Here is a 14,776-nt window from a genome sequence, read left to right as displayed (position 1 = left end):
CACTCCGGGAGTGGCGCGTCACCCGGCTGGCCCAGACAAACAGGGCATAACAGAAAAAAGATGCACAGGGTGGGTGGGATGCCCCGTAATCCGCATCCGGAGGTGGACGTGCCGCGTCAGCTACCCCCCTGGGGACTCACCCGTGGAGGGGAGAGACCCCGGTTGCGCAGCACGGCCGCCGTCCTTACGTCCCTGACCGCCCTTGCCGCCACGGGGCTCGTCGCGGGCCCCGCGAGCGCGCAGACCTCGGCCGTCCCCTGTGCGCTGCAGCGCACAGGGGCGCATCACTCGGAGGGCCTGGACACCTGGAACGGCGCCTATACGCGCCCCGACCGGGCCCTCGACGCCGTGATGGTCTTCCTCTCCTTCCCCGACTCCCCGCCTCAGCTCGCCACCGAGGCTCTGACGGCCGACTACTTCCCCGCCACCAGCCAGTTCTTCGAACGCGCCTCCTACGGCAAGTTCGCCCTGCGGCCGCATCCACGGCGCGAGTGGGTGCAGATGCCGGACGCCTCCACCTCGTACGCCATACAGCGCGACTGGAACGCCTCCCGGCGCAGCGCCTATCTGCGGGACGCGGTGGCCGCCGCCGATCCGCACGTCGACTTCTCGCAGTACGACGTCGTCTACTTCGTCGCCGACCCGGACGCCCCCGGCGTCGACTCGGACGCCACGAAGGTCGTCAACTTCGACCAACCCATGCGGGCGGACGGCGCCGACATCAAGCGCATCGTCACGGTCTTCGAGCGCCATCCGCCGGACCGCAACGTCCTGGCCCACGAGACAGGGCACGTCTTCGACCTGCCCGACCTCTACCACCGGCCGACGGACGGCGACGGCGACTGGGACACGCACGTCGGCGACTGGGACGTCATGGGCAGCCAGTTCGGGCTCTCCCCGGACCTCTTCGGCTGGCACAAGTGGAAGCTCGGCTGGCTGGACCGGCGGCAGGTGGCGTGTGTGGAGGGCGAGGGGCGGCGGCTGACCCTGGATCCGCTGTCGACGCGGCCCACGCGCGGGGGCATCGGCGGCACGAAGCTGGCGGTCGTCCGCACGGGCCGTGGCAGCGCGATCGTCTTCGAGGCGCGGGCCGCGGCGGGCAACGACCGGGCCACGTGCAGCGAGGGGGTGCTGGTCTACCGCGTACGCAACGAGGCGCCGTCCGGCGGCGGCCCGGTCGAGGTGATCGACGCCCACCCGGACTCGGAGGCGTGCTGGACCGACTCGGTGTATCCGCCGCTCGCGGACGCGCCGGTGGCGACGGGCGAGAGCTTCACGGTGCCGGACGAGAACGTGCGGGTCGAGGTGGAGGGGCGTACGGCGTCGGGGGCGTGGAACGTGAACGTGTCGGTGGGCTGAGGGGGCCCTGCGGGTGCTGGGTGCCGTGTGCTGTGCCTGGGCATGAAAGAAGCCCCCCGCTTGCGCGAGGGGCTTCTTTCTGTCTGTGCGCCGCCAGGGACTCGAACCCCGGACCCGCTGATTAAGAGTCAGCTGCTCTAACCAACTGAGCTAGCGGCGCCTGCTGACGTCGTAGACCTTAGCACCCTGATCGCCGCCAGGAAAAATCGATATACGGACCGCCGAGCCGGCTGCCGCACGGGCCGCGCGGACGCACGCCCAGAGCATGACCTCTGGGCCGGGAAGCCAGGGGTGGCGGGCATCGGGGGCCACCAGCCAGCGCGATTCGAGGTGCCCGTCCAGGCGGCCGGAGGGCGCGGCGCCCCGGGTTTCCGGGGTCACCGGCGGCACCGTCACGGCATCCCCCATGCCGTGGCAGAGGATGCCGGGCACGGCTCGGCCCCACTCCTCCCACTCCAGGAGCGAGGGCAGCCGCTGGGCGGTCCCCGGAGCGGCGAAGAGCAGCATGCGGCCGCGGTGCGCGGCGACGGGGCCCGAGCCGGGGCCGTCTTCCCATAAACGGTCGAGCATGCGCCGGCCGAAGACCGCGGGGACGCTCACCACGTCGAAGACGGCGCCGCAGGGGAGGACGGCGGGGGCGGTGGGGCGGCTGCGCCAGTGGGCGAGCGTGCTGCGCGGATACGTTTCCGCTGAGGCGAGCCAGGCGGCTCCCTCGGCCGTGACGTCGGAGATGTCCTGGACGCGGGCGGGGTCGGGGCCCGGGTGGAGACGTGTGCTGCTCATGGCAACTACATCTACCGGTGGTGAGCGTTCCCTTTCTGAGAGTTGTCAGAAATGGGGACAGCGGCGGGTGCGGAGGAGTACCTTGCCCTCCTTGGCATATGCCCGTGATCTTTCGGGCGCCTCCCTCAGGCCTCCGGGCCGCCGCCTCCCGCACCGGCGGCACCGGCCGCGCGCAGCAGATCCCGGCCGAACTCGACCATCTTCTTCGCGTAGTCCTCGGTCCACTGGGCGCGCTCGGCGATCGCGGCGGGCGTCAGCCGGTCGAAGCGCCGGGGGTCGGCGAGCTGGGCCGCGGCGATGGCCTGGAATTCGACCGAGCGGTCCGTCGCGGCACGGAAGGCGTGCGTCAGCTCGGTGGCGCGGGCAAGCAGCTCCCGGGGGTCCTCCATCGACTCCAGGTCGAAGAAGTGCTCCGGGTCGGCGGTGGCTTCCGCGGGCTCGAAGAGCAGGGGCGCGGGTCGTAGACGCTGCTCGGTCCGGGGCCGCTCGGGCTCCGCCATGGTTCTCCTCCTCGTACGGTTTCCGGCCGTGGGGCCATCTTCCATTCTCCCTTGCCGCGCAAGGGGGCCCAGGGGCCTGGGGTTACGTCTGCCGCCATGGCACGTGGTGTTGCCTGGCGCGTTTTCATGGCTGCCATGGCACGCGGTGTTCTGCGAGGCGGGCCAGCACCGCGTGGTTCGCCTCCCAGCCGTCAGGGAACTTCACCGTGACGCCCAGTTGGACCGGTTCCGTGGATGGGTGGTCGTCCAGCAGTTCGCTGACGCCCGCGCGGCAGATCACGATGCAGGCGTGGCGGTGGCGGGAGGCGAGGACGCAGAGGCGGCCCGTCTCCAGGTGGAACGCGGTGGCGTCGGGGCGGCCGGAGAGCGGGTGCAGGACCACCGTCACGTCGTACTCACGGCCCTGCAGCCGGTTGGCTGTGTCCACCGTGACGTCCGCGACGCCCAGCTCCGCGAGGGCCGCGCGCACCGCCGCCGCCTGGTCGCGGTGGGCGGTGCCGACGGCGATCCGGTCGGCTGTCAGGGGAGTGGGGTCGGGGCCGCGCTCCGACGTGGCCGCGCCGCCGCGGTCCAGGAGGCGCCGGACGACCTGTGCCACCGCACGCACGGCCTCGGGGTCAGTGCGCGGTGTGTTGCGCGCGGGCAGTTCGAGCAGGCCCCAGCCCGACTCGGCGGCCTCGTCGATCACCCGGTCCGGGCTCGAACCGTCCGACGGCACACCGAAGGTGAGCGCCCTGTCGCCGTGGTCGGTCCCGCTGCGGAAGGGCGTGTAGGGGTAGAACGCCGCGGAGACCAGCGGGGCCGCCGACGCCGGGAGCCGCCAGGACACCGGCAGGCGGTGCTGGGGCAGTTCGGGATTGTGCGCGAGGAGCGTCGTCACGGCGCTCGCCGAAGGGTCGTACGCGAGGCCCGCCCACTGCTCGGCGCCCACGATGGAGAACGGGTCCAGCTGGCCCGGGTCGCCCACGAACAGGGCCCGCTCGAAGAGCCCGGCCACGGCGAGCAGCGCGTCCGACCGCATCTGGTACGCCTCGTCCACGATCGCGTGCCGCCAGGGCTCCACGTCCTTGACGTGCGCCCACTTCGCGGCGGTCGACACCACGACGTCGAGCCCCGCGAGGTCGGCGGCCTTCGTGGACGTACGGACGAAGGGCAGGTCGTCCAGCGCCTTGTCGTACGCGTCCGGGTCGCTGCTGTGCAGCCGGCCGACCGGCAGCTCCGGGTCCTTCTCGGCGAGGCGCAGGACCAGGTCGTCGACCTGCGCGTTCGTCTGCGCGATCACCATCAGCGGGCGTCCCGCCGCGGCCAGTTCGCGGGCCGCGCGCACGACCAGGGTCGACTTGCCCGCGCCGGGCGGCGAGTCGACGACCACGCCGCGGTGCGCGCCGTGCAGCGTGTCGTGCAGGATCGCGTCCGTGGCGCGGCCGGCCGCCGCGCCGGGGTCGAAGGAGGCGCGGTCGAAGGGGGCGGTCGGACTCACAGGGTGTCCTCCGGCGTCACGGGGTCAGGGCGCTCGGCGGCGTCGCCCGGCGGGCCGCCGTGGGTCCAGGGAGTGGCCTCGGGGTCGGGCAGCTTGGGGCCGCCGCGCTGCTCGTGCTCGAAGAGCGTCCAGCAGATCCGGTCGCCCTTCTCCGGCAAGGATCCGGGCTCGGGCTCCTTGCCGCGGCCCATCTTGTCGGTGATGCGCAGCACGACGGAAGCGGCGCCGCCCTCGGCCTCGTACGTCACGAACTCGGCCGACTGCGGCTTGCCTTGGAGCGAGCGGTACACCTTGGCGCGCTCGGCCAGGTGCGGGCGGTCGTCCGTGCGGACGGTGACCAGGGGGCGGGGCCGCGGACTCTTGCCCTCGCTGTACGCCATGACCACCTCGGTGACTTCACCTGCGAACGCCTCGCCCGCGAGCCGGCGGCCCGCCATCACCAGGGGGTCGTCCAGGGCTTCCTGTGCTTCGAGCCTGGCCTGCTCGCGTTCGCGCGTGGCGAGCTTGTTCGCCGCCGTCACCGCGTCGTCCACGCGAGGCTGCGGGGGTTCGCCCGCCGTCACGCGGTCCCGGTGACCGGTGAACGACCAGCGGTCGCGGGTCCAGCGGTCGGCGGCGTGCGTGGCCTCGGGCAGCGTGCAGAGCGCGTCGAGGCCGCGCCACACCGCGTCCCAGGTGGGGCGGGTCCTGCTCTCGATCAGGGAGCGGATCTCCCGCTCGGCCGCGGTCAGTTCGGCGAGGCGGGTGTCCGCCTGGATGCCGTCTTCCGCGGTGGCGAGGACGCCGCGCGCGCGGTCGTAACGCTCGATGGCCGGGGCGAGCAGACGGTTGTCGAACGCCGGGTCCGTGGCGGGGCCCGCGGGCGGGCAGAGCAACTGGCCGTCCTTGTCCCGGGCCAGCTCGGCGCGGAGCGCGGCGTCGGCGCCCGAGGTGCCTTCCGGGGCCTCGATCCAGGCGAGCAGGGCACCCAGATGCTGGTCCTCCAGGCTGGACTGGCCGGTGGCCCAGTGCCGGGAGAGCAGGTCGGTCATGGCGACGAGGAGGGAGGAGCCCGGGACGCGGGCGCGCTCCCCGAAGTGGGTCAGCCAGCGGCCCAGGAGGGGGACGCGGGGCGGGGCGGGATACGGGGTCTCCGGGTCCTGCTCGGCGGTGCGGCGGAAGCGGGTGGAGCGGCCGATGAGCCGTACGAAGTCGATGCCCGCGCGGCTGGGGACGATCAACTGCGGTGCGTCCGAGCAGAGTTCGACCTCCACCTTGACGCGCTTGCCGGTCTCGGGGTCCGTCTCGCTGCGTTCCGCCGCCTCGACGTCGTCCGTGAACGAGTCGACGTACTCCAGGACGGTGTCCGCGAGTTGGGCCAGGAAGGTGAAGCGCAGGTCGCGGTCGCGGGGCTGGGGTACGACGAGGACGCGGGGCGAGGTGCGCTCCGTGCCGACGAGCGCGCCGAGCGGGGCGCCGGCCTCACCGGCGGTGATGAGGGGGACGAGGACGAGGGGGCGCTGGGAGAGATGGCGGTGCCTTGCCGTTGCTCTCGGCTGGGCGGTGCCTGTTGCTACCGCCTCCAGGCGGGCGAGGTTATCGATCAGCGACACCGATCCGCCCTCCCCTGCGGGTCCGCTGCGCGGGGCTTGGGCGGTCGACTGTCCGTCGGCAGCTGCGGGCCGTCGGTCGTCCCGCCGCTTCGCGACGGATCTTCCCCGCCCTCCCACCCGTTCACCCGGCGCCGGTCCCGCACCGAAGTGCTCGAGGACAACGCCTCCGCCCGAAGCGTCGCCGCTCTCCGCAGCGCCGCCACCGCCGGGTCGTCCGGGTCGCCCGAGGTTCCGTCGGCCGCGGACAGGACGTCGCCGATCGTCGTCAGCCCGCCCAGCTCCCCCCGCAGCGAGCGGCCCAGGGCCGTCACCGCGCCCTCCTCGCGGGAGCGCTCGCGGCAGTGGAAGGCCAGTTCGCAGGCGGCCAGGCACTCGGGGGCGTACGTCGCCGGGACCGACTCCACCGCTGCCGTCAGGTCGGCCGCGGGACGGTTCACGTCGAAGGTGGTGCCTTCGGGGAGCGCGTCCGCGATGTCCTCGACGCGGGTCAGGCGCGCCAACTGGCGCCTGGTCACGGAGATCTGCTTGCGCACGTCGATCGCCGACGCCGTGGGGAGGTTCGAGAAGTCCTTGGGGCAGACCAGGAGCACGTGGTGCCGGATGCGGGGCGCGGGGTCCATGCGGGCCGCCACCCGTTCCAGAGCGAGCGCGTACACCGCGGACTGGCGGGCCGCCGCGCCCACCTTCGCGGCGTCCGCCGAGCCGTCGATCATCGGGAAGGACTTGATCTCGACGACCGTCCAGCTGCCGTCCGGATGGACCACCACCGCGTCCGGTTCGAGGAAGGCGGGCGTCCCCGCGACGTCGAGCGCCAGCATGGGGTGGTCCAGGAGGGTCCAGCCCTCCGTCGCCGTGGCCTCGCGCAGCGCGAGAGAGGTGCGGGCCGCGCGGCCCTCGGGGCCCACCGCGGCGAGGTCCGGGACGGACGACTCACCAGGCACCGGCTCCGGGCCGCCCCCGAGCCTGCCGTGCACCAGACGCAGCAACTCCGCGCCGCCGTCGGCCTTGACCTTCGCCTCGAAGGCGTTGCCCCGCATGAACGCGAACTGCGACTGACCGAAGGGTGCGGGGGAGCCGAGGGACTGCGCCAGCGTGGCCTTGTTCACACCCGCGCCGTCGAGCAGCGCCCGCCGTCGGCAGCCCGGATTCGCGGCGAGGGCCGCGAGCGCGCGGGCGTCGAGCGGCGAGGCGGGGACGTCCGGTCCGCGCAGCTCAGCGAGCCGCTGTCGGAGTGCTGTCCCCCGCTTCGGCGGGGCGGGCACGGGGCTCGGCGCCTGGCTCGGCAGGCCGCTTGCGCGGCCGGGGAATTCGCTCACCCACGGAAGTCTGGCACCCCCCACTGACAATTGAGGACTCTGGGGCGGACGAGACGGTCGACGAGCCCGCGCGGGACGCCGGACCGGCCCCGCCCGCGACCCCCGGAGAAGGCCGCGCGACATCGAACGGCAGTTTGACCCTGGCCTTCACGCGATCCGCGAGCCGCAGCACCGGCTGCGCGAGAAGCAGTCCGAGACCCATCACCGCGGCGCCCGCGACCGCGTCGAGGAAGTAGTGGTTGGCGGTGCCCATCACGACGATCGTGGTGATCAGGGGGTAGGCCACCGCCGCGGTCTTGACCAGCGGCGAACGGCCCTGCCGCCACAGCACGACCCCGCACCACAGCGCCCACCCCACATGCAGGCTGGGCATCGCCGCGTACTGGTTGGTCATGCCGCCGAGCCCGCGCGGCGCACTCGCCTCACCGCCCCACCAGCCGAAGTCGCTGTACTGCGCCATGGTGTCGACGAAGCCGTACCCCTCGCTCAGCAGGCGGGGCGGGCAGGTCGGCAGGAGCGTGAAACCGACCAGGCCGATCATGGTGGAGGTCATCAGCCACGCGCGCGCCGCGCGGTAGTGGACCGCGCGGCTGCGGAAGAGCCAGACGAGGACCAAGGGCGTGACCAGGTAGTGCAGGGACGCGTACCAGAAGTCGGCGGGGACACCTATCCAGGAATGGTCGGTGAAGAGACGGTTCAGCGGGTGCTCGGCGTTGAGATGCAGGAACTGCTCGACGCGCAGGATGCTCAGGCCGTTGTCGACCGCGCCCGCCACATCGCCGCGGGCCAGCAGGCGTCCCGCCGAGTACGCGGCGTACACCAGAACGATCAGTGGCAGCTCCGTCCACCAGCGGAGCCGAAGCCCGCTGATGCCCCCGGTGCCCGGAGCGTCAGTCTGCGGCATCCGGTAGGTCCCCCATCTGTCTTTGGTCCTGCGGTGTTCAACGGCGCCTCACCTTACGGCGTACGCGACAGGACGCTGCGGTGGTCCCCGGTCGTCTTAGACGCAGAGATCGACGAGCGGGTTGCTCCTCGCGGGCAGGAGTGATCGCGACATGGCGGGTGAGTGATGATGGAGGGTACGGACAGCTGTCTGTCCACAGAATTCGCTCTATGACAGCTGATGGTCTCCACCGATGGCTGTCGGCTCGGAAAGGCTCGACATGGCACCGCGCATCCTGCTGGCCCGCCACGGACAGACGGAGTGGTCCCTCTCCGGGAAGCACACCGGCAGGACGGACGTCCCGCTCCTGGAAGAGGGCCGCAACGGCGCGAAGCTCCTGGGCGAGCGCCTGCACCGCGCCCCCTTCGACGGCCTCAAGGACGTCGAGGTGCGCACCAGCCCCCTGGCGCGGGCGCGCGAGACGTGCGAGATCGCCGGCTTCGGGGACCGCGCCACCACCTGGGACACGCTCATGGAGTGGGACTACGGCTCCTACGAGGGGATGACCCCGGCCGACATCCAGGCCGTGCGCCCCGGCTGGTTCATCTGGCGCGACGGAGTCCCCCGGGGCGAGACCCTGGAGCAGATCACCGCCCGCGCGGACGAGGTGGTGGCCTGGGCGCGCGGCGCGGACCGTGACGTCCTGGTCTTCGCGCACGGGCACATCCTGCGCTCCATCGGCGCGCGCTGGCTCGGCCTCGGCGTCGACTTCGCCGCCCGCATCCGCCTCAACCCGACCTCGATCTCCACCCTGGGCTGGGCCTACGGCGAACCGGCCATCGAGTCGTGGAACGACACCGGACACCTGGCATAGGGCCGTTTTACACGGCCCGCGGCAGCGAAGCGTGCCGCTCCAGGAAGCCGCACACCCCCGAGGCCCGCCGGTGCGGGAGCAGCACCCGGGCCGTCGTGGCGAGCATCGCCTGGATGCGCGACGACTGCACTTCGTCAAGCAGCCCGAGCACCCGCATGCCCGCTGTCGCCGCCTCGTCCGGACGGCCCGCGCGGGCCAGGTCGTCGGCGAGCTGGGCGGTGTAGAGGGCGATGTTGCGGGTGAACTGCGGGGTCTGCGCCGACGCGATGCCCGCCGCGCGCCGTGCGTGCCGGGCCGCCCGCTCCCAGTCGCCGAGCGCCGACCAGCACTGGGCCTCCAGGACCTCCAGCTCGGCGGGTCCGTAGAAGCTCATCCACTCCGGGTCGGAGTCCGAGGGGCCCCGGTCGAACAGGGCGTGGGCGCGGACCAGCGACCGCTCGCAGCCGGCCCGGTCCCCGAGCCCCGCCCAGCCGCCGCCCTCCCGCAGCGCGAGGAGCGAGAGCAGCCGCGGCGACGCGAGCTGCCGGGCGGCCCGCGTGGCCGCCTGGGCCGCCCGCACCGCCTCCCGGGGCCGCCCGGCATCGCGCGCGAGGAAGGCCGTGTTGCAGAAGGCGTGCGCCTCCAGGGCCGGGTCGCCGGCCATGCGGGCCGTCGCGAGCGCCTCCGCGTAATGCGAGCGGGCGTCGTCGAAGCGGCCCGAGTCGTGCGCCAACCACCCTACGGAGATGGACAGTTCACCCGCGCCCGTGTAGAGCCGGTCCGACATCGCCTGGCGGGTCGTGCCCGCGTCGAGGAGGGCGTACGCGGTCCGCAGCGGGGCGGCCGCGCGTCTGTAGAGGCCGTCGGCGCCGTGCCGGTCGTCGAGCAGCCGGATCCTGCGCACGGCCTCCTCGACCGCGGTCGCCTCGGCCTCGCCCGGCCGGCCGCCGCGCTGCGCGGTGGCCAGGGCCGGACTCGGTTCCGTGAGCCCGAAGGGGCCCAGAGAGGCGGCGGCCACCGTGGCCGTACCGCTCATGAATGCGCGACGCCGCACGTCGATCTCCTCGTGACTCTGGATCTCGTACGGGTCGCACTCGTGCAGTTCGGGGCCCGACGGCCCGGACGGGGGAGACTCATACAGCTGGATCGTGGTGTGTGGTGCGGGCGCCCCGGACTTCGCGCGCGCCCCCCGCCCGCGCACTGTGGAGCGGGGCGCGAACCCCAGATCCGTCAGTGTCCGGCCGGGGAACATGTGCAGGAACACTCGCTCGTAGGCGTAGTTGGGACAGCGGATCTCGCCCGCCTCGACGCGTCCGATGTAACGGGCGTCGCAGCTGACTCGCTCACCGATCTCGCGAGCGGCCCGCCGGATCGAGGCGGCGAACTCGCCCGGAGAGCGCTGTCCGCGCAGCTGCCTGAAGCGAAGATTCGGTCGTGGGGACGGAGTTGACGATGCCATCGGTGACGACGCCATGGCCTGACCCTCTCGTACGGATCGTGCCGGATTGTGCCTGATCCTGCGGATTCGGCGATACTGCCCCTGTTTCCGGCGGAGCACGAACGTACCCGCTGTCATGGGCCCGGCACGCAGAGTTTGGCTACAAACCGGATATCTCACCCACGATCCGCCATCAAGTGCCATCCTTTGCGGCGGCATTGCGCCGTAGCTGTTGACGCCCTCCCGCGTTGAACCATGCGGAGAGGGAGCGACGCGGCTTCCGCCCTTGCGAGGAGGGGTCCCCTTGTTGGAGATCGGCGTGCAGAACGGCGAATCGCGGGCGTCGCTGACCACGGCACAGCATCTGCCCTCCCAGGAGCGCAGCGCACCACCACAGCAGGGCGTCCGGCCCGCCGAGCCCACCGACTTCTGCGACCTCGTCACCGTCCCGGCCCGCCAGGGTCTCGAAGCGGTCGACATCCTGCGCCGCGCGGCGGGCGACGACGCGGTCGGCCCCGTCCTGCACGACGGGAGCTGCGACACCCTCGGCTTCCTGGTGCCGCCCGGCACGGCGGAGTGCTGGGACCTGCCCGGCAGCGCGTGCACGCAGACCTTCGGCCGCGGCATCCGCGCGCACGCCGTGCCGGCGCCCGTCCCCCCGCCGCCCCCGGTCGCGGGCACCGGCTGGCTGCTGCCCCCCGACGAGACCGACCCGGTCACCGACCCCACCGTCCTGCGCGCGGCGCTCGGCCAGGCGGCCCGCACGATCGAAGCCGCCGACAACTGCCGCTGAGCCCCGGGAGAAGCGGTTCTCCAAGGTCATCGGGCCGCGCACTCCGCGTACGCCGATAATGGTCTGGTGGCAAGGAACAGGCGGTCCCGGGAAGAGGCGCAAGCCGTCGTCGAGGAGGTGCACGGGGGGCTCGCCGAGCTGATGCCCGACCGGGACAGGCCGCGCGCGTGGACGCTGCTCGTGGACGGTGCCCCGCAGTCCCATGTCGACCTCGACGACCCGGCGTATCTCGACTTCGAGTACCAGCGCAGGCTCGGCCATGTCGCCGACCTGGTCGCTCCGCCCGGCAAGCCCATACAGGCCCTGCACCTCGGCGGCGGCGCCTTCACTCTCGCCCGCTACATAGCCGCGACCCGGCCCCGCTCCACCCAGCAGGTCATCGAGCGCGACACGGCGCTCATCCAACTCGTGCGCCGCGAACTGCCGTTGGACCCTCAGGCCAGGGTCAGGGTGCGCGGCGCCGACGCCCGCGAAGGGCTCGCCAAGATCGCGGACGGCTGGGCGGACCTCGTCATCGCCGACGTCTTCAGCGGCGCCCGCACCCCCGCCCACCTCACCAGCGCCGAGTTCCTCGGTGACGTACGCAGGGTCCTGAAGCCCGGCGGGTGCTACGCCGCGAACCTCGCCGACGGGCCGCCCCTCGCGCATCTGCGCGGCCAGCTCGCCACCGCCGCCACGCTCTTCCCGGAGCTCGCGCTCATCGCCGACCCCGCGGTGCTGCGCGGCAAGCGCTTCGGCAACGCGGTGCTCGTCGCCTCCGACCTGCCGCTGCCGATCGCCGAGCTGACCCGGCGCAGCGCGGGGGACTCGCATCCGGCCCGGGTCGAGCACGGCAGGGCGCTCATCGACTTCAGCGGGGGAGCGGCGGCGGTCACGGACGCGAGCGCGGTGGCGTCGCCGGCGCCGCCGCCCTCGGTGTTCCGCTGAGGACGGCCCGCTGAGGACGGTCCGCTGAGGCCGTTCCGCCGGATTTTCCGAAGTCTGGTCGTTCCGCCGAACCGACCGGTCAGTACTCGTTGATCTCCACGGCCGGGGCGTGGTCGTGCCACGTGCAGAACACCGAGACCTTGTCGGCGCCCGACGTGAATTCCACCCGGATCCAGGTGTCCTGCTTCCACACCTGAACCGACCAGCCCGCCGCCGGGGTCGCCGACACCAGCGTCGCGGAGTCCTTGCCGAGGTCGAAGACGACCCGGCCGCCCTCGGAGGAGTAGCTCTTCACGTTGCCCGGCGCGGGGGCGGGGGTGGAGGGGGTGCCCGGCTTGCTCGTCCTCGTCTTAGACGGCTCGCTCTCGGGGGGCTTCGACGACTTCGACGACTTCGGGGGCTTCTTCGACTTCGAGGGCGATGGGGTCGGCGCCGGGTCCGGGCGGTGCGTGGAGGAGGAGAGCGGCTCGGCACGGTCGCCGTCGGCGGCCAGCGGCACGGCGCGCGGCGGGTCGTAGGCGGTGCCCGCCATGACCGTGTGGACACCCCACCAGGAGAGCGTGACCGCCGCGCCCGTGGCGAGCGACCAAGCCATTGCGTGTATGAGTCCTCTGCGCATCGCGAGCCATACTGCACCACAGGGCCCCTCGGCGTCCCAGGAGGACCGGGCTCACTCATATGGCGTACGGTGCCGCCCATGGCAAGTGTGCTCGTCGTCGAGGATGACCAGTTCGTACGCTCCGCTCTCATCCGGCATCTGACCGAGGCAACGCACACCGTGCGCAGCGTCGGCACCGCCCTTGAGGCGCTGCGCGAGGTGGCCCATTTCCGGTTCGACGTGGTGATCCTGGACCTCGGTCTGCCCGACCTGGACGGTTCCGAGGCATTGAAGATGCTGCGCGGGATCACCGACGTCCCCGTGATCATCGCCACCGCGCGTGACGACGAGACCGAGATCGTCCGGCTCCTGAACGACGGCGCCGACGACTACCTGACCAAGCCGTTCTCCGTCGAGCACCTATCGGCCCGCATGGCCGCCGTCCTGCGCCGTTCGCGCGTCACGGCGGGGGAGGCCCCGCCGAGCCGGGAGATACGGGTCGGCGGGCTCGCCATCGACCCGCTGCGCCGCCAGGCCGAGCTGGACGGGGCGCGCCTGGACCTGACCCGGCGCGAGTTCGATCTGCTCGCCTTCCTCGCGGGGCGGCCCGGTGTCGTCGTACCGCGCAAGGAGCTGCTCGCCGAGGTGTGGCAGCAGAGCTACGGAGACGACCAGACCATCGACGTACATCTGTCGTGGCTGCGCAGGAAGCTGGGCGAGACGGCCGCGCGGCCGCGTTATCTGCACACGCTGCGGGGTGTCGGCGTCAAGCTGGAGCCACCGCTGTGAGGTGGGCGCTCGTCAAGGTGTGCCTGGCCGTCACGACGATGGTCGTGGTCGCCTTCGCGGTGCCGCTCGGCCTCGTCATCCAGGAGATGGCGCGGGACAGGGCCTTCTCGAACGCGGAGCGGCACGCGGCCGGCATGGGCCCCACGCTCTCCATCACCACCGACCGCGACCAGCTGACGCGGGCCGTCGCCACGTCCGAGGCGGGCGGCGAGGGCCGCATGGCCGTGTACGTGCCGGCCATCGACAAGGCGCCCGCCCTCGACATCGGCGACGGGCGTGCGGACGCCGACGCGGTGGAGACCACGCGCAAGGAAGGCCGGGCGCGGACGACCACAGTCGACGGCGGTTTCGCGCTGCTCCAGCCGACGGCGCTGAGCTCCGGCCAGATCGCCGTCGTCGAGATCTTCGTGCCCGAGGGCGCGGTCAGCAACGGCGTGACCACGGCCTGGCTGGTGCTCGCGGGCGTCGGCGTCGCGCTGATCATCGGGTCCGTGGCGGTGGCGGACCGGCTCGGCGTACGCATGGTGCAGCCCGCCAAGCGGCTCGTGGGCGCCACGCAGTCCCTCGGCGAGGGGAAGCTGGGGGCGAGGGTCCCGGAGGAGGGGCCGAAGGAACTGCGCCTGGCCGCCGTGGCGTTCAACTCGATGGCCGACCAGGTGGTCCAACTCCTGGCGAACGAGCGGGAACTGGCGGCGGACCTGTCGCACCGCCTGCGTACCCCGCTGACGGTCCTGCGGCTCAACGCTGCCTCCCTCGGCGACGGCCCCGCGGCCGAGCAGACCCGGATCGCGGTGGAGAAGCTGGAGCGCGAGGTCGACACGATCATCCGCACCGCACGCGACGCCAAGCCGCAGACCGCCGCGGTCGGACCCGGCGCGGGCTGTGACGCCTCCGAGGTGATCCAGGACCGCATGGCCTTCTGGTCGGCGCTCGCGGAGGACGAGGGGCGCGAGGTGCGGGTCGCGGGGGTGGAGCGGCCGGTGTGGATCCCGGTGGCGCGCCCCGAACTGGTCGCCTCCCTGGACGCGTTGCTCGGCAACGTCTTCCGGCACACGCGGGAGGGATCGGCGTTCGCGGTGGACGTGCACAGCGGCGAGGACGCGGTGATCGTCCTGGTGTCGGACGCGGGGGCCGGGATCGCCGACCCCGAGGCCGCGTTGGCGCGGGGCGCGGGGTCGGGGGCCGATGGGTCCACTGGCCTGGGGCTCGACATCGTGCGGCAGCTTGCGGAGTCCACCGGTGGTGATGTCCGCATCGGGCGGTCCGTGCTCGGTGGGACCGAGGTCCGGATCTGGATTCAGCTGGACGGGCGGCGGCCGGTCGCCGGGGGGCGGGGGCATCGGGGTGCCGCCGTACGCCGCCGAAAGCGCACCCCGAGCGTCGGCTAGGCCCGATACCCCGAGCCGGCCCCTGGACGGAAACTACCTGGCTCCGTTCACGGTCGGATGCGGGGTAATCGGGTGGG

General features: G+C 72.8%; 14 protein-coding genes and 1 tRNA gene. 6 read left to right on the top strand and 9 right to left on the bottom strand.

Annotated features, from left to right (window positions below; all coding sequences use genetic code 11):
• The first annotated feature begins 78 nt into the window (after positions 1–78).
• Positions 79–1,359, top strand: a complete 1,281-nt coding sequence (locus ACZ5U5_RS10030) for a M6 family metalloprotease domain-containing protein (protein WP_469018785.1) — start codon at positions 79–81, stop codon at positions 1,357–1,359.
• Between the two features lie 86 nt (positions 1,360–1,445).
• Here ACZ5U5_RS10030 and ACZ5U5_RS10025 read toward each other — a convergent pair.
• The 7 genes from ACZ5U5_RS10025 to ACZ5U5_RS09995 all read right to left on the bottom strand — a co-directional run bounded on the left by ACZ5U5_RS10025 (position 1,446) and on the right by ACZ5U5_RS09995 (position 7,934).
• Positions 1,446–1,519 (bottom strand) — tRNA-Lys (locus ACZ5U5_RS10025).
• On the bottom strand, positions 1,510–2,142 hold the full coding sequence (locus tag ACZ5U5_RS10020) for a bifunctional DNA primase/polymerase (RefSeq protein ID WP_469018782.1): 633 nt from the start codon (positions 2,140–2,142) through the stop codon (positions 1,510–1,512). Before ACZ5U5_RS10020 ends, ACZ5U5_RS10025 begins: the two co-directional genes overlap by 10 nt.
• A 125-nt stretch (positions 2,143–2,267) precedes the next feature.
• Positions 2,268–2,642: a hypothetical protein gene (locus ACZ5U5_RS10015; RefSeq protein WP_469018779.1), complete on the bottom strand. Its 375-nt coding sequence runs from the start codon at positions 2,640–2,642 to the stop codon at positions 2,268–2,270.
• 124 nt (positions 2,643–2,766) lie between these two features.
• Complete coding sequence (locus ACZ5U5_RS10010) at positions 2,767–4,122, bottom strand: AAA domain-containing protein (RefSeq protein WP_469018777.1); 1,356 nt, start codon at positions 4,120–4,122, stop codon at positions 2,767–2,769.
• Entirely contained in the window at positions 4,119–5,714 is a 1,596-nt protein-coding gene (locus ACZ5U5_RS10005) for a hypothetical protein (RefSeq protein WP_469018774.1), read from the bottom strand. Before ACZ5U5_RS10005 ends, ACZ5U5_RS10010 begins: the two co-directional genes overlap by 4 nt.
• Complete coding sequence (locus ACZ5U5_RS10000; RefSeq protein ID WP_469019403.1) at positions 5,705–6,976, bottom strand: hypothetical protein; 1,272 nt, start codon at positions 6,974–6,976, stop codon at positions 5,705–5,707. The genes ACZ5U5_RS10005 and ACZ5U5_RS10000 overlap by 10 nt, the downstream gene beginning before the upstream one ends.
• Positions 6,927–7,934: a phosphatase PAP2 family protein gene (locus ACZ5U5_RS09995; protein WP_469018772.1), complete on the bottom strand. Its 1,008-nt coding sequence runs from the start codon at positions 7,932–7,934 to the stop codon at positions 6,927–6,929. The genes ACZ5U5_RS10000 and ACZ5U5_RS09995 overlap by 50 nt, the downstream gene beginning before the upstream one ends.
• Positions 7,935–8,193: 259 nt before the next feature.
• On the opposite strand from ACZ5U5_RS09995, the gene ACZ5U5_RS09990 reads away from it, so the two are divergent.
• The gene (locus ACZ5U5_RS09990) at positions 8,194–8,787 is read left to right on the top strand and encodes a histidine phosphatase family protein (RefSeq protein ID WP_469018769.1); all 594 of its coding nucleotides are present in this window, start codon (positions 8,194–8,196) and stop codon (positions 8,785–8,787) included.
• Positions 8,788–8,794: 7 nt separating this feature from the next.
• Here the strand turns inward: ACZ5U5_RS09990 and ACZ5U5_RS09985 are convergent, their stop codons facing one another.
• Complete coding sequence (locus ACZ5U5_RS09985; protein ID WP_469018767.1) at positions 8,795–10,240, bottom strand: tetratricopeptide repeat protein; 1,446 nt, start codon at positions 10,238–10,240, stop codon at positions 8,795–8,797.
• Between the two features lie 268 nt (positions 10,241–10,508).
• Here ACZ5U5_RS09985 and ACZ5U5_RS09980 point away from each other — a divergent pair, with 268 nt between their 5' ends.
• On the top strand, positions 10,509–10,997 hold the full coding sequence (locus ACZ5U5_RS09980) for a hypothetical protein (RefSeq protein WP_469018764.1): 489 nt from the start codon (positions 10,509–10,511) through the stop codon (positions 10,995–10,997).
• Between the two features lie 66 nt (positions 10,998–11,063).
• The gene (locus ACZ5U5_RS09975; RefSeq protein WP_469018761.1) at positions 11,064–11,924 is read left to right on the top strand and encodes a spermidine synthase; all 861 of its coding nucleotides are present in this window, start codon (positions 11,064–11,066) and stop codon (positions 11,922–11,924) included.
• 79 nt (positions 11,925–12,003) lie between these two features.
• On the opposite strand, the gene ACZ5U5_RS09970 is transcribed toward ACZ5U5_RS09975, so the two are convergent.
• Complete coding sequence (locus ACZ5U5_RS09970; protein WP_469018758.1) at positions 12,004–12,543, bottom strand: hypothetical protein; 540 nt, start codon at positions 12,541–12,543, stop codon at positions 12,004–12,006.
• A gap of 78 nt (positions 12,544–12,621) precedes the next feature.
• Between ACZ5U5_RS09970 and ACZ5U5_RS09965 the strand changes: the two genes are divergently transcribed.
• Both ACZ5U5_RS09965 and ACZ5U5_RS09960 read left to right on the top strand, forming a co-directional pair.
• Positions 12,622–13,311 carry a response regulator transcription factor gene (locus ACZ5U5_RS09965; protein WP_469018755.1) on the top strand — a complete coding sequence of 230 codons (690 nt, stop codon included), beginning with the start codon at positions 12,622–12,624 and terminating at the stop codon, positions 13,309–13,311.
• Positions 13,308–14,699, top strand: a complete 1,392-nt coding sequence (locus ACZ5U5_RS09960; protein WP_469018752.1) for a sensor histidine kinase — start codon at positions 13,308–13,310, stop codon at positions 14,697–14,699. Before ACZ5U5_RS09965 ends, ACZ5U5_RS09960 begins: the two co-directional genes overlap by 4 nt.
• The last annotated feature ends 77 nt before the right edge of the window (positions 14,700–14,776 follow it).

This window comes from Streptomyces sp. NPDC033177, from assembly GCF_055577715.1.
The sequence above is the reverse complement of the archived record's forward strand: the minus strand, read 5'-3'. Positions and strand labels throughout refer to the sequence as shown.

Bases quoted from the DNA above. Each gene is read 5' to 3' on its own strand.
- ACZ5U5_RS10015 (WP_469018779.1), bottom strand. From the start codon at position 2,642: ATGGCGGAGCCCGAGCGGCCCCGGACCGAGCAGCGTCTACGACCCGCG.
- ACZ5U5_RS09995 (WP_469018772.1), bottom strand. From the start codon at position 7,934: ATGCCGCAGACTGACGCTCCGGGCACCGGGGGCATCAGCGGGCTTCGG.
- ACZ5U5_RS09990 (WP_469018769.1), top strand. From the start codon at position 8,194: ATGGCACCGCGCATCCTGCTGGCCCGCCACGGACAGACGGAGTGGTCC.
- ACZ5U5_RS09965 (WP_469018755.1), top strand. From the start codon at position 12,622: ATGGCAAGTGTGCTCGTCGTCGAGGATGACCAGTTCGTACGCTCCGCT.
- ACZ5U5_RS09970 (WP_469018758.1), bottom strand. From the start codon at position 12,543: ATGCGCAGAGGACTCATACACGCAATGGCTTGGTCGCTCGCCACGGGC.
- ACZ5U5_RS09985 (WP_469018767.1), bottom strand. From the start codon at position 10,240: ATGGCGTCGTCACCGATGGCATCGTCAACTCCGTCCCCACGACCGAAT.
- ACZ5U5_RS10030 (WP_469018785.1), top strand. From the start codon at position 79: ATGCCCCGTAATCCGCATCCGGAGGTGGACGTGCCGCGTCAGCTACCC.
- ACZ5U5_RS10020 (WP_469018782.1), bottom strand. From the start codon at position 2,142: ATGAGCAGCACACGTCTCCACCCGGGCCCCGACCCCGCCCGCGTCCAG.